Annotated in this window: 22 protein-coding genes; 14 read left to right on the top strand and 8 right to left on the bottom strand. The window is 62.4% G+C overall.

Going from position 1 to position 22301, the window contains the following annotated elements:
* The first annotated feature begins 15 nt into the window (after window positions 1-15).
* Complete coding sequence (locus tag CO671_RS19330; protein WP_097607255.1) at window positions 16-1035, top strand: AraC family transcriptional regulator; 1020 nt, start codon at window positions 16-18, stop codon at window positions 1033-1035.
* 116 nt (window positions 1036-1151) lie between these two features.
* Here the strand turns inward: CO671_RS19330 and CO671_RS19325 are convergent, their stop codons facing one another.
* The 3 genes from CO671_RS19325 to CO671_RS19315 form a co-directional block, all read right to left on the bottom strand.
* Window positions 1152-2822: a globin-coupled sensor protein gene (locus CO671_RS19325; RefSeq protein ID WP_097607254.1), complete on the bottom strand. Its 1671-nt coding sequence runs from the start codon at window positions 2820-2822 to the stop codon at window positions 1152-1154.
* Window positions 2823-3123: 301 nt separating this feature from the next.
* The gene (locus tag CO671_RS19320) at window positions 3124-3843 is read right to left on the bottom strand and encodes a LuxR family transcriptional regulator (protein WP_097607253.1); all 720 of its coding nucleotides are present in this window, start codon (window positions 3841-3843) and stop codon (window positions 3124-3126) included.
* Between the two features lie 168 nt (window positions 3844-4011).
* Window positions 4012-5346, bottom strand: a complete 1335-nt coding sequence (locus tag CO671_RS19315; protein WP_097607252.1) for an aspartate aminotransferase family protein — start codon at window positions 5344-5346, stop codon at window positions 4012-4014.
* Window positions 5347-5488: 142 nt separating this feature from the next.
* Between CO671_RS19315 and CO671_RS19310 the strand changes: the two genes are divergently transcribed.
* Entirely contained in the window at window positions 5489-6037 is a 549-nt protein-coding gene (locus CO671_RS19310) for a cupin domain-containing protein (RefSeq protein ID WP_097607251.1), read from the top strand.
* 89 nt (window positions 6038-6126) lie between these two features.
* Here CO671_RS19310 and CO671_RS19305 read toward each other — a convergent pair whose 3' ends face one another.
* The 4 genes from CO671_RS19305 to CO671_RS19290 form a co-directional block, all read right to left on the bottom strand.
* Window positions 6127-7314, bottom strand: a complete 1188-nt coding sequence (locus tag CO671_RS19305) for a hypothetical protein (RefSeq protein WP_097607250.1) — start codon at window positions 7312-7314, stop codon at window positions 6127-6129.
* Between the two features lie 286 nt (window positions 7315-7600).
* Window positions 7601-8047, bottom strand: coding sequence for a DUF5086 family protein (locus CO671_RS19300; protein WP_097607249.1), 447 nt, complete (start codon window positions 8045-8047; stop codon window positions 7601-7603).
* A 5-nt stretch (window positions 8048-8052) separates the two neighbouring features.
* Window positions 8053-8838: a pyrroline-5-carboxylate reductase gene (locus CO671_RS19295; protein ID WP_097607248.1), complete on the bottom strand. Its 786-nt coding sequence runs from the start codon at window positions 8836-8838 to the stop codon at window positions 8053-8055.
* 4 nt (window positions 8839-8842) lie between these two features.
* On the bottom strand, window positions 8843-9562 hold the full coding sequence (locus CO671_RS19290) for a GntR family transcriptional regulator (protein WP_010031835.1): 720 nt from the start codon (window positions 9560-9562) through the stop codon (window positions 8843-8845).
* Window positions 9563-9762: 200 nt separating this feature from the next.
* Between CO671_RS19290 and CO671_RS19285 the strand changes: the two genes are divergently transcribed.
* From CO671_RS19285 to CO671_RS19235, 11 genes are all read left to right on the top strand, one after another.
* Window positions 9763-10593: a transporter substrate-binding domain-containing protein gene (locus tag CO671_RS19285; protein WP_097607247.1), complete on the top strand. Its 831-nt coding sequence runs from the start codon at window positions 9763-9765 to the stop codon at window positions 10591-10593.
* A gap of 64 nt (window positions 10594-10657) precedes the next feature.
* The gene (locus CO671_RS19280) at window positions 10658-11440 is read left to right on the top strand and encodes an amino acid ABC transporter ATP-binding protein (protein WP_097581121.1); all 783 of its coding nucleotides are present in this window, start codon (window positions 10658-10660) and stop codon (window positions 11438-11440) included.
* Between the two features lie 9 nt (window positions 11441-11449).
* On the top strand, window positions 11450-12112 hold the full coding sequence (locus tag CO671_RS19275) for an amino acid ABC transporter permease (RefSeq protein WP_097581120.1): 663 nt from the start codon (window positions 11450-11452) through the stop codon (window positions 12110-12112).
* 9 nt (window positions 12113-12121) lie between these two features.
* Window positions 12122-12790, top strand: coding sequence for an amino acid ABC transporter permease (locus tag CO671_RS19270; RefSeq protein ID WP_170965009.1), 669 nt, complete (start codon window positions 12122-12124; stop codon window positions 12788-12790).
* A gap of 31 nt (window positions 12791-12821) precedes the next feature.
* Window positions 12822-13700, top strand: coding sequence for a dihydrodipicolinate synthase family protein (locus CO671_RS19265; protein WP_097607246.1), 879 nt, complete (start codon window positions 12822-12824; stop codon window positions 13698-13700).
* A gap of 58 nt (window positions 13701-13758) precedes the next feature.
* Window positions 13759-14997 carry an FAD-dependent oxidoreductase gene (locus tag CO671_RS19260; RefSeq protein WP_097607245.1) on the top strand — a complete coding sequence of 413 codons (1239 nt, stop codon included), beginning with the start codon at window positions 13759-13761 and terminating at the stop codon, window positions 14995-14997.
* Between the two features lie 34 nt (window positions 14998-15031).
* Complete coding sequence (locus CO671_RS19255; RefSeq protein ID WP_097607244.1) at window positions 15032-16522, top strand: aldehyde dehydrogenase family protein; 1491 nt, start codon at window positions 15032-15034, stop codon at window positions 16520-16522.
* A complete protein-coding gene (locus CO671_RS19250) occupies window positions 16519-17553 on the top strand; it encodes a proline racemase family protein (protein WP_097607243.1) in 1035 nt (344 codons plus the stop codon). Before CO671_RS19255 ends, CO671_RS19250 begins: the two co-directional genes overlap by 4 nt.
* A 9-nt stretch (window positions 17554-17562) precedes the next feature.
* On the top strand, window positions 17563-18327 hold the full coding sequence (locus tag CO671_RS19245) for an SDR family oxidoreductase (protein ID WP_097607242.1): 765 nt from the start codon (window positions 17563-17565) through the stop codon (window positions 18325-18327).
* Between the two features lie 71 nt (window positions 18328-18398).
* The gene (locus tag CO671_RS19240; RefSeq protein ID WP_097607241.1) at window positions 18399-19154 is read left to right on the top strand and encodes an SDR family oxidoreductase; all 756 of its coding nucleotides are present in this window, start codon (window positions 18399-18401) and stop codon (window positions 19152-19154) included.
* Between the two features lie 85 nt (window positions 19155-19239).
* Entirely contained in the window at window positions 19240-19917 is a 678-nt protein-coding gene (locus CO671_RS19235) for a GntR family transcriptional regulator (RefSeq protein ID WP_097607240.1), read from the top strand.
* A gap of 28 nt (window positions 19918-19945) precedes the next feature.
* On the opposite strand, the gene CO671_RS19230 is transcribed toward CO671_RS19235, so the two are convergent.
* Entirely contained in the window at window positions 19946-20947 is a 1002-nt protein-coding gene (locus CO671_RS19230; protein WP_097607239.1) for an Ldh family oxidoreductase, read from the bottom strand.
* A gap of 288 nt (window positions 20948-21235) precedes the next feature.
* Between CO671_RS19230 and CO671_RS19225 the strand changes: the two genes are divergently transcribed.
* Complete coding sequence (locus CO671_RS19225) at window positions 21236-22288, top strand: proline racemase family protein (RefSeq protein ID WP_097607238.1); 1053 nt, start codon at window positions 21236-21238, stop codon at window positions 22286-22288.
* The last annotated feature ends 13 nt before the right edge of the window (window positions 22289-22301 follow it).

Here is a 22301-nt window from a genome sequence, read left to right as displayed (position 1 = left end):
AACTCGAGGTCGTGAATGTCCGTTAATTCCGAGGTACATGCCGCTGGCGGCTTCCTCCACCATCCGGCGGCGCAGAGCCCGATCTTTTCGGAAACGGCATACAGCGGAACGGACCCGGATGCCCTCTCGGAAATATTGTCGACCTCGACCTCTCCGATCAAGGCTGCGGCGCAAGCCAATGCCTCCATCGCATATCGCTGCAATTTCGTCTCGGCGGGAGATCTGGCCATAGCCGATTGCGCCTATGAGGGCGCGATCTCGCTCAGGCGGGAGGCGCCGAACAGCAAGGTGATCATATTCCTGCCGGTGGAGGGAGATGCGGTCTTCGGTGACGGGCAGGAGCCGATCCATTCAGTTCCCGGTCGCGGCGCCATTCTGGGAGCAGGTCGCGCCACCGGCGCCCGCCTGCTCGGCCGTCGCCGCCATCTCGGCTTGTTCGTCGATCAGGCGAGGATCAACGGGCACCTCACACATATGTTCGAACGAACGATCACCGGTGACGCCGATTTTCATCCCCATATCGATCTGACGACCGGCCCGGGGCTGTTGTTGCAACATCTCGTTACGAACCTGCATCGCGGACTTGGCGGGGGCGGGCTGTTGCAGGAGTCGCCGCTGGCCGTCAGCGCGCTCTGCGACGCGACGATCTATCTGCTTCTCGAGAACTTTCCGCATCGCTATTCGAACGAGCTGGCGCTTCCTGCACCGGCGCCGGCTCCACGCCATGTAAAATGGGCCATCGATTTCATGCACGCGCACATCGCCGAACCGATCTCGCTCAGCGAGATTGCGACGGCAGCCAAGGTCAGCATTCGGACTTTGCAGCAGGGTTTCCGGCAGTTCAGGAATACCACTCCGATCGGCTACCTCCACGAAATCCGGATGGTCGCTGCCCATCGCGACCTGCTCGAATCCGGTGCGAAGCAGGCCGTCGCCGATATCGCGCTCAGATGGGGATTTACCCATCTCGGGCGTTTTGCCGCCGAATACAAGAAGCGTTTCGGTGAGCTGCCGTCGCAGACGCTGAGGGGTTGATCGAGGCGAGGCGCCCATGACCAGCCGCGTGTCCGGCGGTGGTCATGGGCATCATGTGTTTCGCGTCAGCTGCGTGGGTTCTTCAGCGTGCTACGGCCGGGGACCGGCCGGCAGCGTCAGAATTCCTCCCATTCGCTGCTCGCGATGGCGGTGTTGCCATGGCTCGGATAGGCGGCGCCGAGTTTCGCCCGCAATGCGCGCGCCGGTGATTCAGCCGTTGCGGACCCGGTTCCCTGCCTGGCCGGACGTATCTGGGACGCTGCGGATTTTCCGATGTTGAACGCGCTGAGCATCTGAGCGATATGGCCGACCTCGCGAACCAGGCCGTGGCTGGCGGCGGTGGATTGTTCGACCATGGCGGCGTTTTGCTGGGTACCCTGATCCATGGCATTGACGGCGGTGTTGATCTCGTGGAGCGCCGTTGCCTGCTCGCTCGACGCCCTGACGATGGCGCCGATGTGCCGGTCGATCTCCTGGACCTCGTCGACGATCACCGTCAGCGTCTCGCCGGTCTGCCCAACCAGGGAAACGCCGGCTCTTACCTGCTCGCCCGAATTGTTGATCAGCCCCTTGATCTCTTTCGCCGCCTTGGCAGACCGTTGCGCCAGTTCACGAACCTCCTGGGCGACGACGGCGAAGCCCTTTCCTGCCTCTCCCGCGCGGGCGGCCTCGACGCCGGCATTCAGCGCGAGAAGATTGGTCTGGAAGGCGATCTCATCGATGACGCCGATAATATTGGAGATTTCCCGCGACGAACTGTCGATTGCCCCCATTGCGGCGACCGCCTGCTGGACGATCTGCCCCGATTTTTCGGCGCCGATGCGGGCCTTGGCAACCAGCTGGCCGGCCTCTTCGGCGCGCCGGCTGGAGTCTTTCACGGTGGTGGTGATCTCTTCGAGTGCCGCGGCCGTTTCCTCGATCGACGCGGCCTGCTGCTCGGTGCGCTTGGCGAGATCGTCGGCAGCGGAACGGATTTCCTGCGATCCGGCATTAATCTGGGAGGCCGCTCCGCTGATCTGTTCGATGGTCGTCGACAGCTGTTTCAGCGCATTGTTAAAATCGTCGCGCAAGGCGTGATAGGCCGCCGGCAGATCGTCGTCGATCCGATAGCTGACGTCCTTGGCGGCAATGGCCGCCATGGCCTTGCCGAAGGTGGAGCAGACGAGCTGCCGTTCCGCCTCGATCGCGTCCGCCTGTGCCTTCTGCTTGGCGACTTCGGCCTCGTCGATATAGACGGAAATGGCGAGATCCATGTCCAGCATGACGGCTTTGACGAGGCTCGCCAGCGCCTTGCCGAAATCGGCCGGCTTCATCGTCTTTTTCGAGAACACCCCGCCCTTCGGGAAGATCTCCTCGACGGCGCTGTTGATCAGATGGTCGAGAATGATGGCGTAGCCGCCGATATACCATTGCGGTTCCAGCCCGATGCGGGCGTGAACGGTTCCGATCGTCTTGACCTTGGCGACGTAATCCTCGTTGAAATTGCCGTCGGCGATATTGACCCAATGGCCCGCCTGCGCGCCCTTTGCCCGCGCGATGTTCTCCTCCGTCGAAAAGAAACGGCTGACTTCCGGGCTCTTACGAAGCTGCGCGTAGAATTTGTCCAGCCCGTGCGGCAGCTCGCGTTCGATCAGCGTCTTCAGGGCGCGGATGCCGGCGCGCCCCTGTTGGTCGAGCTGCATGAAATCGAGACGGCGTTCGACGCTGCGGCTTTTGGTTTTGGCGGCTCCGCTGTCGTAACCGTGGGCGGGATTGCTGCTGGCATGCATATGGGAATGACTCGACATTCTTGACCTCAAGACTGGAAACCGTGATTGGGCACGTGCCTCAATCACATCGAAGCCCGCCGTCATGTCGGAACTCGGCGTCCACCCGCCTGATCGATGACCCCAAATTTGGGATAGTTGGTTTATTTGCGGTTAACCAAGCCGGCTCATGAAATGGATTTCGTCAAATTTTTCGGTATCTGGATACGCTCTGCGATTTTTTGAACGAAGCAGCCTTGAGCAACCCGCTGCCGCGTACCTCAAAACAGCAACAGGCGGCCCCGATTCTCCGAGCCATGTCATGATTCGGGAGTGCCCAGTCTCAGCTTATGAGCTGACGGCGGATCGCTTCGGCGATCGCATGGGCGCGATTGGCCGCCCCGAGCTTCTTCGTCGCACTCTTCAGATAGCTGTTGATGGTCTCGGTGCGGTAGTCGGACGCATCGGCGATCTCCTCGCTCGTCAGCCCTTTTCCCGCGAGTTCAAGGCAGCGCAGTTCGCCGCTGGTCAGGCGAAGGGCGCCGGCCGCAAAACGGTCCATCAGCGGTTTGGTGATTGCCCGATGCAAAGGTTCGGAAAAGAAGACAAGCAATTCCAGCTCGCTTGCCTTGAACGGTTTTTCTCGGGTGAAGCAGACGCCGCCATAGACAACGCCATGCCTGGACAGCGGGATCTGCACCCGTTGCCCAATACCATAGGATCGCAACAGATACCGCAAGCGTTGTGACGGGGCCATGATCGCGAAGGCTTCTTCTTCCGTCAGCGGTGTCGTTCTGTGAAGAGACTGAACGACAAGCGGGTCAGACAGACCGAGTTTTTCGCCAAAGTAGCTGTCGATATAGGCGGGCGGCATATCCGTATCGATGGAGCAGCCCCGTCCGATCCGATATCCCTCGAGATCCAGCCCGCCGATAGCGATGTAGCGGAAATCGACGGCCTTTCTCAGTTGTTCCAGCAGTTCGCTGTTGCGCAATTGCCGATGGGACGGAACCTCGGAGAGGTTTCTGAAGCGGCAAAGGCTTTCAATTGATACGCACCCCATCGGTCCCCCGACTCGCTGTTGCGTTAACGTTTAACCCAGATTTTGGGGTGCGACGGGTTAATAAATGTTTACGTCTCGACCTCGTGCATTGCGGAGCATGGGTTCTTATCGCTCCGGCGCATGCCGGAGCTGTTGCTTTCCGTCGTAAGGTTTCGAACGGCGCGCGGTTTAAGCCGCGCGTTTCAGGGAATCGGCAAGCGTCGAGACCAGCGTGTCGATCTGGTCCTTCTCGATGATCAGCGGTGGAGACAGGGCGATAATGTCGCCGGTCACGCGGATCAGCAGTCCCTTGTTGAAGCAGTCGACGAAGATGTCGTAGGCCCGTGTTCCGGGAGCGCCGTCACGCGGCGCCAATTCGACCGCGCCGACCAGTCCGAGGTTGCGGATGTCGGTGACGTGCGCGAGGCCTTTCAGAGAGTGGAGGGCGTCTTGCCAATAGTCGGCCAGCTCGGCTGCGCGCGTCAGCAGGCTTTCCTCCTCGTAAATTTCGAGGGTTGCGAGCCCGGCGGCGCAGGCGACGGGGTGGCCGGAATAGGTATAGCCGTGGAAGAGCTCGATCGCATTTTCCGGTCCGACCATCAGCCCGTCATAGACCTTGCGGCTGGCAAAGACCGCGCCCATGGGAACGGCGCCGTTGGTGAGGCCCTTCGCCGTGGTGACGAGATCGGGCGCGACGCCGAAGTAATCCACGGCGAAAGGCGTGCCGAGACGGCCGAAGCCGGTGATGACCTCATCAAAGATCAGCAGGATGCCGTACTTGTCGGCAGTGGCGCGCAGCTTTTCCAGATAACCCTTCGGCGGCAGGACAACACCGGCCGATCCCGACATCGGCTCGACGATGACGGCTGCGATGGTTTCGGCGCCGTGCAGTTGCACGAGGCGCTCGAGATCATCCGCCAGTTCGACGCCATGGGCGGGCAGCCCCTTCGAAAACGCGTTGCGCTCGATATCGAGCGTATGGCGCATGTGATCGGCCGGGATCTGCGGGAAGACGCGCCGATTGTTGACGAGACCGCCGACGGAAATGCCGCCGAAGCCGACGCCGTGATAGCCTTTTTCGCGGCCGATGATCCGGGTGCGCGTGCCCTGGCCGATCGCGCGCTGGTAGGCGATGGCGATCTTCAGAGCCGTGTCGACCGATTCCGAGCCCGAGCCGGTGAAAAAGACCCGGTCGAGCTTGGCGTCAGCCCCGCCCGGTGCGTTGGCGGCGAGTTTTGCGGCGAAGTCGAAGGCGATCGGATGCCCCATCTGGAAGGTCGGCGCATAGTCGAGCGTGGCAAGCTGCCGCTCGACCGCCTGGGCGATCTTCCTGCGGCCGTGACCGGCGTTGCAGCACCAGAGCCCGGCCGTGCCGTCCAGCACCCGGTTTCCATCGACGTCGGTGTAATACATCCCTTCGGCAGCGGCCAGCAGGCGCGGCGCGGCCTTGAATTGCCGGTTGGCGGTGAACGGCATCCAGAAATTTTCGAGTACGGGCGCGTTCGTCTTGCTGATCTGGTCCATCCTGGCCTCCTTTGAAATCGCCTGGAGAATGGCAATTTCTATCCTTCAAACAAGTCCTTTTCTATGCCGATGCAAGTTATTGAAATTGAACAGTGAAGAAGATAGATTTTGGGGTATTCTGGACAACGCAAACGGATCCATCATGTCAGTCGACATCGGCAGCCGCCTTCGCCACCTGCGCATCGCCCACAAGCTTTCCCAGCGTGAGCTCGCCAAACGCACCGGTGTGCCGAACTCGACGATCTCGCTGATCGAATCGAACGCCTCCAACCCTTCGGTCGGAGCGCTGAAGCGAATTCTCGACGGCATTCCGATCGGGCTGGCGGAATTCTTCGCCTTCGAACCGGAGCGTCCGAAAAAGGCCTTCTACGCCGCCGAGGAGCTGGTGGAGATCGGCAAGGGCGCCATTTCCTACAAGCAAGTCGGTGAAACCCTGTTCGGGCGCAGCCTGCAGATACTGAAGGAATGCTACCAGCCGGGTGCCGACACCGGAAAAATTCCCCTTGTTCACGAAGGGGAGGAGGGCGGGATCGTGCTCTCGGGAAGACTCGAGGTCACGGTCGACGACGAGCGGCGTATCCTTGGGCCGGGGGACGCTTATTATTTCGAAAGTCGGCGCCCGCATCGGTTCCGCTGCGTCGGACCGGTGCCCTGCGAGGTTATCAGCGCCTGCACGCCGCCGACGTTTTAACGCAATTTCAGAAAATGCGCGCAGTGGTTTCGGAAAGATGATCCCGAAGGCGGATCGGTAAGGACCCGCCTCCGGCAGTTGATCTCGATTTAGTCGTTCGCCGATACCTTGACGCCGAGCACCGTAGGAATGGTGTTCGGCGCACCCATGGCAGCACCGACAATCATCGGCACGGGAACGGGCTTTTCCGGCGCGGCACTGATCGTCAGGCTCTTCGGCCCGTCGAGATAGGTGTTGAGAGCCGCCGATATCTGGTTTTGCAGTTCCGGCATGTTGAGTTGCGCCATCATCATCGGAACCAGCGCCTTCAGCGATTGTGCCAGTTCGTCGCCCGTGACGCCCTGCTTGGCGCCGGCATAGTCGAGCGCCTTTTTGGTGATCGAGGCGTCGTCGAAGCGGATCGAGGCGCTGTTGAACGTCAGCTGCTGCATCAGCCCCATCATCGCAAGTCCGGCGGCCTGGTTGGCCTCTTCCTTGTTCGGATTGGCTTCGGCTGTCTTGACCGCCTCCTGCAGCGACTTGATGAAGCCGAGCGTATAACCGGAGAAATCGACGGCGAAGTTCAGCCGGCCGACATTCTTGAAATCGAAAGCATATTCGTCGAGGACAACCTTGCCGCTTTCGACTTCCCAGCTTCCCTTCATCGTCATGGTGCCGTCGAGCGTCGTCAGTCCGAGCTTCTCGATGGCCTCCTTCGCAGCCGCGTCCTCGACTTGCGACAGGTCGGCCTTGAAGCCGGCGACGTTGGCGTCGTAGGCAAAGCCGCCGTCCTGGCGCCCCATGTTTGCCTCGACGCCTTCGATCGCAAGCACATCCTTGCCCTTGATGTTGAGCGCGATCGGCCCGGTGCTGGCGGTTTCATAGAGGAGGATATCGTCCAGCGTCTCGCCGGTCGCATTGGCGGGAATCGTCAGGCCGGTGAACAGAATCTCCTTGGCGGAAAAGCGTCCTCCCTCCTGGCTGACGTCGACATCCGGGAAGGAAAGGGTCTTGGCGTAATAGGCGCCGCCTTCTTTTTCTTCGACGCCCTCGAACGTAAGGTCGCCGATCTTCAGCGTGTCGCCGGGCAGGCTCGCAAATCCCACCTGGACGCCTGTTGCCGTCACCGTGTCGCCGTCGACTTCGGCTTTCTCGAAGGTGATGACCGTGCCGCCGGCATTGGTTGCGGCGCTGAGTTTCTTCATCATATCCGCGCCGTCGAGGGCGAGCGCCGGGCCGGCCAGCGTCAGGAACGCGGTGCTTGCCATCATCAGGTGGAAATTGCGCATAGGCTTCATGGAGATGTCCTTGTGTTGAAAGTAGATGCGGGGAAATTCATGGAATATGCCCCGCCGCGCTCTGCTCGCAGAGCGGCCGGGACGTCACGGTTCGTCAGATCAGCTAATTGGGGGTGACGCGATCGGGATCGGCCGGAGCCGGCAGGCCGGAGACATTCGGCCACCCCGCCGCCGGGGGCCGGGCGAGGATATTTTCTCTAGCAAAAGTAGTTTTCTGACTCATCGCCAGAGCTAAATTGCATTTCTTCGATTTTTGCAACCGCGAATTTTCGTTGGTGGAGCGGAATCAGTCACGCTTGCCGGCGATGCCGACGCATTCGAGGATGGTCGTGCGGCAAACACCCGCCTCCCGCTGCGGGCGAGGCTGCACGCGCCAGTTCTGGTAGGCGATCCGGAATTCGATATCCTTGTAAAAATAGCTCCTGGCTTTTTGTCGCGAGCGGCTCCTGTTCAACGCATCGGCCGTGACCACGACATGGGTGGCAAGCCGTTTGAATTGCCACGGCGGCGCGCGTCGCTCCTTCTCGATCACCTCGACGTGGTAATAGGGATCGTCTTCCCCGGGATCGGGAGCCATGTGGACGGTGGCCCAACGGACGGTCCGAGGTGAGACGGAGAGAATGATGGCGGAAATGGTCGGTCGCGCCACCGCTTCGGCGCGCGCCAAAATCGTCTGGTTCAAAATCGCGGCGACTGTGAAAAGGACGGTCAGGGATTTTCGCTTAGGGTGCATGCGCTTCAGCTGCTGCGGCCCTCGATACGGGCGAGCACGCCGTCGAGCGCTGCGGTCAGCGCGGCAAGGCCGCCCTTCTTGTCGACGTCGGAAAGAACCTGCTCGTTCAATCCGCCCTTGGTGGCGAATTCGCGGCTTAGCGCGCTGAACGGCTCTGTGCCTGGGCTGTTGGCCTTCTGCGCTAGGCTTGCGAAAAGCGGCGCGATGTAGGCATTTGCTTTCGGCCGTTCGAGGCCGCTTTTTTCCAGCCAGACGGCTGTGGTTTCCATGATGCCGAAATAGGTCGACATCATTGCGCTCGCCGCCGCGAGCAGATCATATTCCTTTTTCGACTGGCACTGGACGGCGGTTCCGAGCGTGTCGAACAGCGCCGCGACGGCGGCATCGGGCGGGAGGATGGCGGTGACGCCTTGCCGCTGCGCGACGAAGGGCAGGGGGATAGCCTGGACGAGGTGCACGTCGGCACCGATCCAATCGAGAAGAGCCTGGCGTTCGGTTGCTGCGACGAGGCTGACGACCACCTGGCCGGTTCTGAACGAAAGCGCCCGTACGACCTCCTCGGCGATCTGCGGCCGGATCGCCAGGAACACCATGTCGCTGCGATCGACGACAGTCTGGTTGTCCCCGGCAATCCTGACGGCGGTGAACTCCTGGGCCAATGTCGCGGCAATGTGCGCGCTCCGCGGCGATACGTGGATCTCGGAGGCGTAGGCCGGTGCGGACAGAAGCCCGCGAACCATCGCTTCGGTGATCGCGCCGGTGCCGACGAATCCAATGCTGTTGACCATCACGTCGTTACTCCGCAGCCCGCAACGGTCCCAGCGCGACATCCGTCGTGTAGTTCTCGCGCATGAAGTTGATGAAATTATCCTGGAACTGGCGCGTATGGGCGTGGGCGAGCTCGTCGGCCAGATCCACGTTCTTCTCCCTGATGGCGTCGAGCATCAGCGTGTGCTCGTCGGTCAGCAGATAGCCTTCGTGCGTCCGCTCCAGATATTCGAAATGCAGGTGCAGCATGCGCTGGCCCTGCGACAAAAGCTTCTCGTAGAATGAGGCCAGATACTGATTTTTTCCGGCATGGGCGATTGCCATGTGGAATTCCTTGTTGGCTTCCGACATGGCGAGATGATTGCCTGTCTTGACCGCAGCCTCAAACGACTTCAGCCGTTTGGCGATGATCTTCAGATCGGCTTCCGTCCTCAGTGCCGCGGCAAGCCGCGTATTCATCCGCTGGGCGATGTCGAGCGCCTCGACATATTTCGGAAAGGTCGCCACTTCGATCGGCGCGACGATCGTGCTGCGGTTGGAAAGCGTCACCACCAGCTCGTCGGCGCCGAGCCGGATCAGCGCTTCGCGCACCGGCGAACGCGACATGTCGAAACGTTCGGCCAGCGTCATCTCGTCGAGAAGCTGACCGGGCGGCAGGGCGAGCGACAGAATCTCGTTGCGCAGCGTTTCATAGACGCTTTTCCAGCCGGTCCCGCGGATGCGTTTCACTTCCGATTCTTCAGACACTTAAGTCCCTTTCTCTCGACGCCGGGTCCATTGGGCCAGAAAAACAGCGTGTCGGCAATGTAATTTTTCCGCTTGACTTTGTCGACACGCTGTTGACATATTCTTGCCAGTCGACACGCAGCCGACAAGAAAACAACAGAAACGGCCAGAGCCGACGAGTGGAACCGCGCGCTTCGCGCACAACAAAAGAGGAATGCCCAATGCTTTCTTTGATAACGTCCGCCCTGCGGGCGATGCCCGCGCTCGCCCTGATGGCAGGTCTTTCCGCAACCGCCGCCCAAGCCCAGACCGCCGAGGGATATTGGCAGGGCGTGCAGAAGGCCGGCGCCTTGCGTTGTGGCGCGGCTGTCGCGCCGCCCTATGTCATGCGCGATCCGGCGACGGGCGAGTACACCGGCTTCTTCGCCGATCTCTGCAAGGAATTTGCCGACGTCCTCAAGGTGAAGCCTGAATTTGTCGATACGACCTGGGACAATATCGTCGCCGGTCTGCAGGCGGGCAAATGGGATCTGTCGCTCGCGCTCAACCGGACGCCGGCGCGCGCCATGGCCGTGCAGTTCTCGATCCCGGCGATGGAGTACCAGATCTCGCTCGCCTACAATAAAAACAATCCGAAGATCGCGGCCGGCGCCGCTTCGGTGGCCGATATCGACAAGGCGGGCGTAACTCTTGCGGTCATGTCAGGCACGGCCCAGGACAAGGCCATTTCCGCAGCGGTCAAGAACGCCACGATCATGCGCCTGCCCGGCAACGACGAGACCCGCCTGGCGGTCACCTCGAAGCGCGCCGACATCCTGGTCGACGCCTCCGACACCAACCAGCTCTTCACCCAGTCGAACCCGGATTGGGCGGTTGCGCTCAACCCGACGCCGGCCCTTGCCAAGCAGGGTGTCGCTTTCGGCCTGCCGCATCAGCTTTCGGCCGCCGACGTCGAAGTGATCAATATCTTCCTCGAAGAGAGGGTCGCCACCGGCCATGTCGACGAGCTGATCCGCAAAGCCGTCGACGAAGTCCTCAAGGGCGCGAAGTAACCTCGCCGGGGCCGGTGCGAGGATCCCCCCGGCCCTTTCAAGCTTCGATCATCGGAGATTGGCCATGACCACGTCCTTCAGCCTTCCCCTCGTGAAAATGCAGGCGCTCCACAAAAGCTATGGCGGCGGCGCAATCCAGGTGCTGAAAGGCATCGACATCGAAATGAAGCCCGGCGAACGCGTCGTCGTCATCGGTCCGAGCGGCGGCGGCAAAAGCACGCTGCTTCGGGTGATGATGGGCTTGGAGCAGATCGACAGCGGCTCGATCAGTTTTGATGGCAAGGCCTATATTTCTTCCGACGGCGCTGCCAGGAAGACCCAGATCGACACCAATGTCCGCCGCTCGATCGGCATGGTCTTTCAGCACTATACGCTGTTTCCACATCTGAGCGTCATTCAGAACCTGATCCTCGCGCCCTGCAAAGTGCGCGGAGAAAGCAAGTCGAAGGCGACCGCCCGCGCCCAGGCTCTGCTCGAGCGCTTCGGGCTCGGCGCCAAGGCCAATGCCTATCCGGCACAGCTTTCCGGCGGCCAGAAGCAGCGCGTCGCCATCGCCCGCGCATTGATGCTCGATCCGAAGCTGATGCTGTTCGACGAGGTCACCTCGGCGCTCGACCCGGAGCTCGTCAGCGAGGTCGAACAGGTGATCCTGCAGCTCGCCGCCCAGGACATGCCGATGATGATCGTCACCCACGACATGTGGTTCGCCAAGAACATCGCGTCGCGCGTCATCTTCTGTGCCGGCGGCGTGGTCGTCGAGGACGGCCCGCCCGAGCAGGTGCTCGGCGCTCCGCGCGAGGAACGCACCAAGGAATTCATCGACCGCGTCTTCCACATCAAGCAGTAGGGGGCACAGATGAACTACACGTTCGATTTCAACGCGGTCTCCATCGCCCCGCTTCTGCAGGGGCTGTGGGTTTCGCTGCAGCTGACGGCGGCTGCGAACGTCATCGGCATCGTTCTAGGCTTCGGATTGGCCCTGCTGATCATGAGCCCGATCAAGATCGTGCGGCTGCCGTTCATGCTGTTCGTCGAATTCTTCCGCTGCACGCCTGCTATCGTCCAGATCGTCTGGATCTTCTACTGCGTGCCGATGCTGTTCGACGTCTTCCTCGATCCGATGACGATGGGCATCATGGCCCTCGGGCTCAATCTGATGGCGTTCAATGCCGAGGCCTATCGGGCCTCGATCCAGGCAGTGCCGCGCGAGCAGCTCGACGCCGGCATCGCGCTCGGTCTCAATCCGCTGCAGCGGGTGCTCTACATCGTCTTCCCGACGGCGTTCCGCGCTTCCATTCCGGTGCTTCTGACCAACGGCATCGTCATCTTCCAGCAGAGCGCGCTGGTCGCGATCGTGGCGATCCAGGACCTGATGTACCAGGGCAAGACGCTGGCGACGGAAACCTATCGCCCGATCGAGACCTTCACGGTTGTCGCTCTCATTTATTTCGCCGTGTCCTTCCCGATAACCCAGATCGTCGGCCTGCTCGAACGCCGCCGCCAGATCCTCGTCAGCTAGGAGGCCAGCATGATGACGCTCGACTTCTCGATCCTGCTGCGCTTCGAAAACGCGCTGCTGCTCGGCCTGTGGATGACGATCAAGCTGACGATCATCTGCATCGTGCTCGGATGCTCCCTCGGCTTCCTCGTCGGCCTTGCCCGCACGTCCCGCAACATCGTCCTTCGCGCCGTCGCGGGCGTCTACGTCGAATTCTTCCGCGGCACGCCGGTGCTCATCCAGCTCTTCTGGATTTTCTTCTGCCTGCCGCTGATCCTCGGCGTCGAGCTCTCGAACCTGACCTCGGGCGTCATTGCGCTGACGCTCTACATGGGAGCGATCACCAGCGAAACCTTCCGCGCCAGCCTCAAATCCATCGGCCGGGAGCAGCTTGATGCCTGCGTCGCCCTCGGCCTGCCGCAGAGGGTTCAGGTCGTCAACGTCGTGCTGCCGCAGGCGGTGCTGCGGGCCATCCCGACGCTGCTGTCGAACTGCGTCAGCCTGTTCAAGGAAAGCGCGCTCGTCTCCGCCGTCGGCATGGCGGACCTGATGTTCGTCGGCCAGAACATTTCCAACAATACCGCCCGTCCCGTCGAAGTGCTGACGGTCGTCGCCCTGATCTATTTCGTCATCGCCTTCCCGCTCACGCGGGCGGTCTCCCTCATCGAGGGACGCATCCTCAAGAAGCTCGCAATCTGAAAACCGTCGTTCCCAGGACAGGAGACATCCCATGAAACTTTCCGGCGTCATGCCCGCCCTCATCACACCCTTCGACGCGAACAACAAGATCGACTTCAAGGCGTTCGAGAAGCTTCTGACGCATCTGCGCGAGGCAGGCGTCACCGGCTGGGTGCCGAACGGCTCGACCGGCGAATATTTCAGCCAGTCCAGGGAAGAGCGCCGTGACGTGCTGCAGTTCGTCAAGGAGTTTGCCAGGCCCGGCGAAATCCTGATCGCCGGCACCAATGCGCCCGCGACCCGCGAGGTGATCGAGCAGACGGCGCTCGCCAGAGATATCGGCTATGACACCGTTCTGCTGGCACCGCCCTTTTATACCCGTCCGACCCAGGCGGAACTAATCAGGCACTATGAAACCGTGCTCGGGGCCGTCGATGTGAACCTCGTCCTCTATTCCTATCCGGCTAAGGATGGTTCAGACATCAGCTTCGAGCTGATGGATCATTTTGCCGATAATTCGCGGGTGATCGGCATCAAGGAAAGCTCGGGCGTATTGCAGCGCGCCATCGACATCGCCAGCCGCTATGAGGGCAAGATCCAGCTCGTCAGCGGCTCGGACGATATCGCGCTCGACTTCATGTTCTGGGGCGCGGAAAGCTGGATCTGCGGCCCCTCCAACTGCATGGCCAAGGCCTGCTGCGATCTCGACCGAACCTACAAGGCGGGAGAGCTGGGCAAGGCCCGCGAGATGATGAAAACCCTCTATCGGGCGATGAACATCCTGGAGAGCGGGAAGTTCGTGCAGAAGATCAAGTATGGCTGCGAGCTTCAGGGCTTGCCCGTGGGCACGTGCCGCGCGCCGCTCGGCGAGCTGACCTCGGAGGAAAAGGCCGAGTTCAGGGCGGCGATGGAGCCGATCCTCAACTGGTAGCAGGAACAGGCCGGGGCGGCCGAACCGCCCCGGGATCTCTGAATTTACGAGGTTCGCCGTGTCATCCATCGTGATCGTCGGCGCCGGCATTATCGGCGCCACCATCGCCTATGAACTCCAGCGCCGGGGGAACAACGTCACCCTGCTCGACAGGGCGGCCCCCGGCATGGGCGTCTCCTACGGTAATATGGCGAGCATCGCCGTCACCGAATTCATGCCGGCCTCGCGCCCCGGCATCTGGGCGCAGATGCCGAAATGGCTGCTCGACCCGGAAGGGCCGGTGCGCATCCGGCCCGGCTACCTGCCGAAACTCGTGCCGTGGTTCCTGAGATTCCTGGCTGCCAGCCGCCCCTCAAAATTGAGGGAATTGGAGGCGGCCGGTGCCGTGCTCTGCCGGCGCGTCTACCAAGACCTGGATGCGCTGCTGAAGGAGACCGGGCTGACGCATATGCTGACGGCCGAGGGGTGCCTGAGCCTTTATACCGACGAAGCCGAGTTCAGGGCCGATCGCGAGCATATCGACATCCTGGAGCGCTTCGGCTTCCGGCACGAAATTCTCGGCGGCAATGCCATCCGGGATCTCGAGCCGGCCTTGACCACGAAGATCGGCAAGGCCGTGCTCCTTCCCGACAATCGGTCGATCACCGATCCGCACAAGCTCGTCCTCGCTCTTGCCGAAAAGTTCCAGGCGCTCGGCGGCAGGATGATTCAAGGCGATGTCGCCGGTTTCGAGCAAAGCGAGGCCGGCGTCTCGGCCCTCCGCCTGGCGGATGGGCGCAGTGTCGCGGCCGATAAGGTGGTGCTTGCGGCCGGCGCCTTCACCGCGAGGCTTTCCGCCCTGCTGCTGGAGCCTATCCCGCTCGAAACCGAACGCGGCTACCACACGCAGATCATGGAACCCGGCATTTCGATGCGCCATTCGATCATCTGGCCGGCGCGCGCCTTCATGGTGACGCCGACGGCAGGCGGCATCCGTGTCGGCGGGACGGTCGAAATGGCCGGCCTCGACGCGCCGCCGGATTATCGGCGCGCAAAGATCCTGGTGAAGCGCGCTCGAGAAGCGTTGCCGGAGCTGAAGGCCGAAGGCGCGACGGAATGGATGGGGCACCGCCCGGCACTGCCCGACACCGTACCGGTCATGGGGCCATCCGCCAAGCGCCGCAACGTCTGGTACGCGACGGGTCATGGGCATCTCGGTCTGACTTATGCCGCCACGACCGGCCGCTTGATGGCCGACCTCGTTACGGGCGTCCAGCCGCCCGTGGACATGAAACCTTATCGCGTCGACCGCTTCTAAGCGCGGCGCTGACGCAAGGCAAAAGGGAGTGAACATGCGAAGCGAACTCTACATTGATGGACAGTGGGTGAAGCCGGTCAAGGGCGGCACCTGCACGGTGACGAACCCGGCAACGGAAGAGGTGATCCAGACGATCGGCGCCGCAACGGCCGAAGATGTCGACCTTGCCGTCAAGGCAGCGCGCCGCGCCTTCGACAAGGACGGCTGGCCGAAGTTGACGGGCGCTCAGCGCGCCCGATATCTCCGGGCCATCGCCGATGGCATCCGCGCCCGCCAGGCCGAGATCGCCCGCCTCGAAGTCCTCGACAACGGCAAGCCGTTCCCCGAGGCCGATTGGGACGTCGCCGACGCCGCCGGCTGCTTCGATTTCTACGCGGGTCTCGCCGAACAGCTCGACAACAATCCCGAGGAGACGATCGCGCTTCCCGATCAGCGCTTTACCTCCAAGGCGGTGCGCGAGCCGCTCGGTGTCGCCGGCGCGATTATCCCCTGGAACTATCCGCTGTTGATGGCGGCATGGAAGGTCGCCCCGGCACTGGCCGCCGGCTGCACGGTGGTGCTGAAGCCCGCCGAGCTGACATCGCTGACGGCGCTTGAACTGGCGGCGGTTGCCGACGAAGCCGGGTTGCCGCCCGGCGTACTCAATATTTTGACCGGTGCCGGCTCGGTCGCCGGCCAGGCGATCATCGATCATAAACAAGTCGACAAGCTCGCTTTTACCGGCTCGGGGCCGGTCGGCTCGAAGATCATGGCGGCGGCCGCCCGCGACATCAAGCGGGTCAGCCTCGAACTCGGCGGCAAGTCGCCTTTCGTCGTCTTCGAGGACGCCGATATCGACAAGGCCGTCGAATGGATCATGTTCGGCATCTTCTGGAATCAAGGCCAGGTCTGCTCGGCGACATCGCGGGTCCTCGTGCAGGACGCCATCTACGAGCGGCTGCTCGCGCGGCTGATCGAGGAAACGAAGAAGATCAAGATCGGCAACGGCCTGGACGAGGGCGTTCTCCTGGGGCCGCTGGTTTCCAAGCGCCAGCACGAGCAGGTCGTCGCGGCGATCGAGGCGGCGCGGCAGGCGGGTGCGACGGTCGCCTGCGGCGGAGCCCGCCCGGAAGGATTCGACAAGGGCTATTATCTCCAGCCGACCGTTCTGACCGAGGTTCCGCTCGACAGCGCCGCCTGGGTGGAGGAGATCTTTGGGCCTGTCGTCTGCATCCGGCCGTTCAAGACCGAAGAAGAGGCGATCGAACTCGCCAATGATTCCCGCTTCGGCCTCGCCGCCGCCGTCATGTCGAAAGACGACATCCGGGCCGAGCGCGTCGCGGCCGCCTTCCGCGCCGGAATCGTCTGGATCAATTGCTCGCAGCCGACCTTCACCGAGGCGCCCTGGGGCGGCTACAAGGAATCCGGCATCGGCCGCGAGCTTGGCCGCTGGGGCCTCGACAACTATCTCGAGACCAAGCAGATCACCCGCTTCGTCAGCGAGGATCCCTGGGGCTGGTACATCAAGCCGGAGGCGGCCGAATGAACTGGAACCGCAGCCTCGACCTGCTGCAGGTCCACTGCCAGGGCGAGATCGGCAAGGTCATCATGGCGGGAGCGCCCGAAATACCGGGCGCGACCATGCTCGACAAGATGAACCACATCAACACGGTCGACGACAGTCTGCGCCGCTTCGTCACCTTCGAGCCGCGCGCCAGCGTCGCCATGTCGGTGAACCTGCTGGTCGAGCCGACCCGCGCCGATGCCGACGCCGGCTTCATCGTGCTGCAGGCCGACCGCGCCCACCCGATGTCCGGCAGCAACTGCATTTGCGTGGTCACCGCCCTTCTCGAAAGCGGCCGGGTGCCGATGTCGGAGCCGGAGACGATCGTCCGCCTCGATACGCCCGCCGGCCTGATCGTCGCGCGCGCTGCCTGTCGCGACGGCCGCTGCCTGTCGGTCAGCCTCGACAATGTGCCGAGTTTTGCCGAAGCGCTGGACAGGGAGGTGGAGACGCCGAAGTGGGGCCGCATCAAGGTCGATGTCGCCTTCGGTGGCGTCTATTATGCACTGGTCGATGTCGACCAGCTCGGCCTCGATATCGCGCCGGCCAATGCCCGGCTGCTGGCGGAGGCCGGCATCGAGCTCAAGTCGCTTTTTGCCGGGCAGGTCTCGGTCGCCCATCCCGTTTTAACCGGCGTCAACGAGATCGCCTATGTCATGTTCCGCGGCCGCGAGGCTGACGGGACGGTCAGGACCTGTACGACGCTGCAGCCCGGCCGCGTCGACCGCTCGCCCTGCGGCACCGGCAGCTCGGCCAATCTGGCGACCCTTTATGCTCGCGGCGAGGTCGCCGTCGGAGACTCGAGGACGTCGCGGTCGATCATTGGCGGCGAGTTCTTGGCGGAGGCGATCGGCGAAACCGAGGTGGGCGGCCGCCGCGCCGTGTTGCCGAGAATAACCGGCCGGGCCTATGTCTATGGTCGCGAGCAGCTGCGCATGTCCGACGACGATCCCTTCGCCGCCGGCTTTGCGCTCTCTGACACATGGGGGCCGCAGGTCGGCCTGCTCGGATAGGAGCCTGCAATGTCTCACCTTCAACCACTCATCGGCCAGACTGTCCTCGTTACCGGGGCATCCGGCGGAATCGGTGCAGCCATCGTCGAGCGCCTTTCGGCCGAAGGCGCGCGACCGGTCATCCACTACGGCCGCGACAGGCAGCGCGCGGAAGCCCTGCTCGGCAAACTCGGCGGAAACGGCGTGATCGTTCAGGCTGATTTGTCCAGTCCGGACGGCGCCTTTGCGCTTTGGCGCGACGCGCTTTCGGCGGCGGGACGGATCCATGCCGTCGTCAACAATGCCGGGGTCCGCAACGAGATTTCGATCGACGCCGATCCGGCCGATTGGCAAGCGGCCTGGCAGAAGGAGTTTCAGGTGAACTTCTTTGCGGCGGCGGATCTCTGCAAAGAGGCGCTCGTGCATTTCAAACAACTTGGCGGCGGGCGGATCGTCAATATGGCCAGCCGCGCCGGTCAGCGCGGTTACGCGGCCGACGCCATGCCTTATGGGGCGACGAAGGCGGCGCTGGTCAATCTCACCAAGTCGATCGCGAGGAGCTTCGGCCGCGACGGTGTGGTCGCCGTCTCCGTCGCGCCGGGATGGGTGCGAACCGATATGGCCGAGGATTTTGTGGCAAGGCACGGCAAGGATGCTGCCGTCGGCGATATCCCGATCGGTGAGATGGCCGAGCCGGCCGAGATCGCCGAACTGGTGGCCTTCCTGCTTCGCCCGTCGCAGGCATCGGTCAACGGCGCGACATTCGACGTCAATGGCGGCAGCTACATCAGGTAGAGGAATTCCAGCGGTAGCGGGCAGCGATATTGCATCCGCAATCGCGTCAGGACAAAGGGAAGAGGTTCGTTATGAAGAGATTTTTGGGCAAGGTCGCCGTCGTGACGGGCGGCGGAGGCGGCATCGGATCGGCCATCTGCAAGCGGCTGGCCGATGAGGGCGCCTTGGTGGTGGTGACGGACGCGAACGCCGGGGCGGCGGGTGACGTCGCCGCCGGCATAGAGGCCGTCGGCGGATCTGCAATTGCGATCGCGGCCGACATCTCGCGCAAGCCCGACTGCGTCGACCTCATCGAGAAAGCCTTTGCGATCAAGGGACGGCTCGACGTGCTGGTCAACAATGCCGGCATCAACCGGCGCGGAAATCTGCTGTCGCTGTCGGACGAGGATTGGAGCACGAGCTTCGCCGTCAACCTGGATTCGATGTTTCATCTCTGCCGGGCGGCGCTGCCGTATATGATCGCCGGCGGCGGCGGCGCGATCGTCAACACTGCCTCTCAGTGGGGGCTCTATCCCGCGCCGAACCACATCGCCTACAATACGACGAAAGCGGCCGTCGCCGCCTTCACCCAGAACCTTGCCCGCGACTATGCGCCCGACAAGGTTCGCGTCAATGCGGTCTGCCCGGGCGAAATCCACACGCCGATGCTGGAAGCGGGCGTCACCCGCTCCGGCCGCACGATCGCCGATCTCGACAAGCTCGTTCCCTATGGCCGTATCGGCAGACCGGAGGAGGTGGCGGCCCTCGTTGCCTTCCTCGCATCGGACGAGGCGGCCTTCATGTGCGGCTCGCTGGTGGAAATCACCGGGGCGCAAGCCGTGGCTTGAAAGCGCCGATCGGCCTTGAGCAGCGGGATCGTCTACGATATCCCAATGGGGATATGCGTCGTGTACGAAACGAGGAGCTCGGGGAATGCCTTTCAACACCGCTCAGGTGACAAATCTCGGGAAGGCCCCAACCGCCTCGGATGTCATCCTGAAGTTCATCCGCGATTCCATCGCGGACGGCTCGCTGGATGAAGGCGAGCCGATCCGCCAGGACGATGTCGCCCGCCTGTTCAATGTCAGCAAGATCCCCGTGCGGGAAGCGCTCAAGCGGCTGGAGGCGGAAGGCCTGGTGGAATTCCACCGAAACAAAGGCGCAGTCGTTACCAGCGTCTCGGAACCCGAGATCGCTCAGATCTTCGAGGTTCGAGCGATTCTGGAATCGAACGCCATCAAGCTCTCGATCCCTCACATGACGGAAGAGACCTTCGAAACGGCTCTGGCCTATTGCGAGGCCTTCGCCAAGGAAACGGATGTGGCGCGCTGGTCGGAATTGAACTGGCGGTTTCACAGCTGTCTTTACGAGGATGCGCAACGACCGTTCCTAGTCAACACGATCCGTTCCGTCCACGACCGGCTGGAACGCTATCTCCGGGTGCAATTGACGCTGTCGCACGGCAAGCAGACGGCGGACCGCGAACATCGGGAGATCATCGAAGCGTGCCGGGCGCGTGACGAAGAAAAGGCGGCCGGTCTCGTCTATGCTCACATCATGAGCGCCTGCCAATCCCTCCTCGAACATCTTCCGGCAAAAAAGCCTCGCTGAGCGGCACTCTGAAATCGATGCCGGTCCGTCAGGCGTCTGCGATCTGCTTGATGGTCTCGAAGACCGCGCGCGGCACTTTCAGGCTCTGAGACGGCGATTTTGGATATTCGATCCCATCGACGCCAGGTATGAACACGCCGTGTTGCTGGAGCCGGGCTGCCTGGCGATGCGCGCGCTCGACGAGGCCATCGTCGGGGCGTCCGGGCATCATTGCGATGACGGTCAATCCCACCGCCGGGCTGGCGCTTCCCGATCTGAAAGATGGAGTGTCCAGTGACCAGGGGCCTCCGGACAGTCCGGCCGACAGCATTTCCACCATCAGCGCCACGTTGGCGCCCTTGCGCCCGCCGAAGGGAAGGAGGGCTCCGGCCAGTGCTCTTGCGGCATCCCGTGTGTCCATGCCCGTTTCGTCGACCGCCCATCCCTCCGGAATGCTGCGCCCCTCGGCTGCAGCTGCGACGATGTTGACATAGGCCGTGGCGCTCGATGCCTGGTCGATGATCAGCGGCAGCGAGCCTTCTCCGAGCGGAAAGCCGAAGGCCATCGGGTTCGTGCTGTAGACGGCGGGGCCGCCCGCTTTGGCGACCACCATGGCATTTGCATTGGTCGCGGCGATGCCGGCAAGCCCTTCGCCGGCAAGCCGGCGAACATAATAGCCCAGCTCTCCCGCGGTGTAGCTGTTCGTCTGCGTGAAGACGGCGACCCCGAAAGTGCGCGCCGCTTCGGCCAGATCGTCGAACGCCAGATCGAAGCCCAGCTGCGCGATGCCACGATCGGCGTCGGCGACGAAGAAGGCGGGAAACGGGCGCTCGCAGCTGGGGGTTGGGTCGCAATTGATGCGGCCCTCGCGAAAACTGTCGAGATAATCCACCATGTGCGGAAATCCGAGGGTGGCAGGTCCAAAGAGCGCGGCGGACAAGGTGGCGTCCACCAGAGAGCGGGCGGTGGATTGCGCTGCCCCGGCTGCCTGGCAGGCCCGTATTGCCAAGGTCTCGGCTTCAGCCTGATCGAGCACGACCTCATCCGACATCTGAAATCTCCCTTCCTGTGTTTCCTTGCCGCTGATGTTTTGAAGACATCTGGCGCGGCCCGGTTTCTCGGCCGGTCGATGTTCCGGCCCATGGAATTCCTTAGCAACAGCGCCGAGACGCCGAAAGGAAAAATGTACATTGGTGTCAACAAGCGTGACTTTGATGGTTGACAGCTCCGTGACTTCGGATAAGAGATATCGTATACGATATTACAAGGCAATGGCCGACCTGCAGGCCGCCGGTCTAATGAAACGGCAATCTCGCAACGACACGATGGAGGAGAAATTATGGGTTTCAAAAGAACGATCCACGCAGTCGATACCCACGCGGGCACGCCGATGCGGGTGGTCACGGGCGGCATTCCGCATATTCCCGGCAATTCCGTCTATGAGAAGATGAAATGGCTGGAGAGCAACGATGACCAGCTGCGCAAGCTGATGCTGCGCGAGCCGCGCGGTTATCCCGCCCATTGCTGCAACATCATCGTACCCCCCTCTCACCCGGAAGCCGATGCCGGCTACATCATCCTGGAGCAGGTCGAATATCCGATGATGTCCGGCGGCAATACCATCTCGGTGGTGACGGTGCTTTTGGAAATGGGCATGCTTCCGATGAGGGAGCCGGTCACCGAGCTGGTGCTCGAGGCGCCCGCCGGCCTGATCCGCGTCAAGGCCGAATGCAAGAACGGCAAGGTCAAGAACGTGACCTTCAAGAACGTCCCGGCATTTGCCGCCCATCTCGATGCCGTCATCGATGTGCCGCATCTCGGAAAGGTGACCGTCGATGTCGGCTGGGGCGGCATGTTCTATGTCATCGCCGATGTCAGGCAGTTCAAAGGCCTCGAGCTGATCCCGGCACATGGGCGGGAGATCGCGCGCGTTTCGGCGATGATCCGGCAGGCGGCCATCGAACAATTGCCGGTTGCCCATCCGCATTACCCCGGCGTCGGCATCACGATCTCGCAGCTGTCGGGGCCGACGGACGATCCGAACGCCGATTGGAAGAACACGGTGACGATGGCGACAGGCGATCTTTCCTGGGACGATCCTGCCACCTGGACGGGTGCGCTCGATCGCTGCCCCTGTGGCACCGGCACTTGCGCCAAGATGGCCGTTCTGCATGCGAAGGGCGAATTGCCGCTCCATCAGGACTTCCGGCATCAAGGGATTCTCGGCAATATCTATACCGGCAGGCTGGTCGAGGAGGCCCGGATCGGCGACAAATCCGCCGTTGTTCCGACGCTGACCGGCACCAGCTGGATCTCGGGCCTGAATACCCTCGTCCTCGACAATGACGATCCCTTCACCGAAGGGTTCACCCTAGGCGACATCTGGGCCTGAAGAAAAGGCGCAC

It is taken from the genome of Rhizobium sp. M10 (assembly GCF_002531955.1).
GTDB classification, from domain to species: domain Bacteria; phylum Pseudomonadota; class Alphaproteobacteria; order Rhizobiales; family Rhizobiaceae; genus Rhizobium; species Rhizobium etli_C.
The sequence above is the reverse complement of the archived record's forward strand: the minus strand, read 5'-3'. Positions and strand labels throughout refer to the sequence as shown.

What these genes read in the sequence shown, in the direction of transcription:
- CO671_RS19235 (WP_097607240.1), top strand. Translation starts at nt 19,240, where the DNA reads ATGCCTTTCAACACCGCTCAGGTGACAAATCTCGGGAAGGCCCCAACC.
- CO671_RS19315 (WP_097607252.1), bottom strand. Translation starts at nt 5,346, where the DNA reads ATGGACCAGATCAGCAAGACGAACGCGCCCGTACTCGAAAATTTCTGG.
- CO671_RS19255 (WP_097607244.1), top strand. Translation starts at nt 15,032, where the DNA reads ATGCGAAGCGAACTCTACATTGATGGACAGTGGGTGAAGCCGGTCAAG.
- CO671_RS19280 (WP_097581121.1), top strand. Translation starts at nt 10,658, where the DNA reads ATGACCACGTCCTTCAGCCTTCCCCTCGTGAAAATGCAGGCGCTCCAC.
- CO671_RS19300 (WP_097607249.1), bottom strand. Translation starts at nt 8,047, where the DNA reads ATGCACCCTAAGCGAAAATCCCTGACCGTCCTTTTCACAGTCGCCGCG.
- CO671_RS19285 (WP_097607247.1), top strand. Translation starts at nt 9,763, where the DNA reads ATGCTTTCTTTGATAACGTCCGCCCTGCGGGCGATGCCCGCGCTCGCC.
- CO671_RS19325 (WP_097607254.1), bottom strand. Translation starts at nt 2,822, where the DNA reads ATGTCGAGTCATTCCCATATGCATGCCAGCAGCAATCCCGCCCACGGT.
- CO671_RS19245 (WP_097607242.1), top strand. Translation starts at nt 17,563, where the DNA reads ATGTCTCACCTTCAACCACTCATCGGCCAGACTGTCCTCGTTACCGGG.
- CO671_RS19230 (WP_097607239.1), bottom strand. Translation starts at nt 20,947, where the DNA reads ATGTCGGATGAGGTCGTGCTCGATCAGGCTGAAGCCGAGACCTTGGCA.
- CO671_RS19250 (WP_097607243.1), top strand. Translation starts at nt 16,519, where the DNA reads ATGAACTGGAACCGCAGCCTCGACCTGCTGCAGGTCCACTGCCAGGGC.
- CO671_RS19240 (WP_097607241.1), top strand. Translation starts at nt 18,399, where the DNA reads ATGAAGAGATTTTTGGGCAAGGTCGCCGTCGTGACGGGCGGCGGAGGC.
- CO671_RS19320 (WP_097607253.1), bottom strand. Translation starts at nt 3,843, where the DNA reads ATGGGGTGCGTATCAATTGAAAGCCTTTGCCGCTTCAGAAACCTCTCC.
- CO671_RS19310 (WP_097607251.1), top strand. Translation starts at nt 5,489, where the DNA reads ATGTCAGTCGACATCGGCAGCCGCCTTCGCCACCTGCGCATCGCCCAC.
- CO671_RS19265 (WP_097607246.1), top strand. Translation starts at nt 12,822, where the DNA reads ATGAAACTTTCCGGCGTCATGCCCGCCCTCATCACACCCTTCGACGCG.
- CO671_RS19225 (WP_097607238.1), top strand. Translation starts at nt 21,236, where the DNA reads ATGGGTTTCAAAAGAACGATCCACGCAGTCGATACCCACGCGGGCACG.
- CO671_RS19275 (WP_097581120.1), top strand. Translation starts at nt 11,450, where the DNA reads ATGAACTACACGTTCGATTTCAACGCGGTCTCCATCGCCCCGCTTCTG.
- CO671_RS19330 (WP_097607255.1), top strand. Translation starts at nt 16, where the DNA reads ATGTCCGTTAATTCCGAGGTACATGCCGCTGGCGGCTTCCTCCACCAT.
- CO671_RS19305 (WP_097607250.1), bottom strand. Translation starts at nt 7,314, where the DNA reads ATGAAGCCTATGCGCAATTTCCACCTGATGATGGCAAGCACCGCGTTC.
- CO671_RS19270 (WP_170965009.1), top strand. Translation starts at nt 12,122, where the DNA reads ATGATGACGCTCGACTTCTCGATCCTGCTGCGCTTCGAAAACGCGCTG.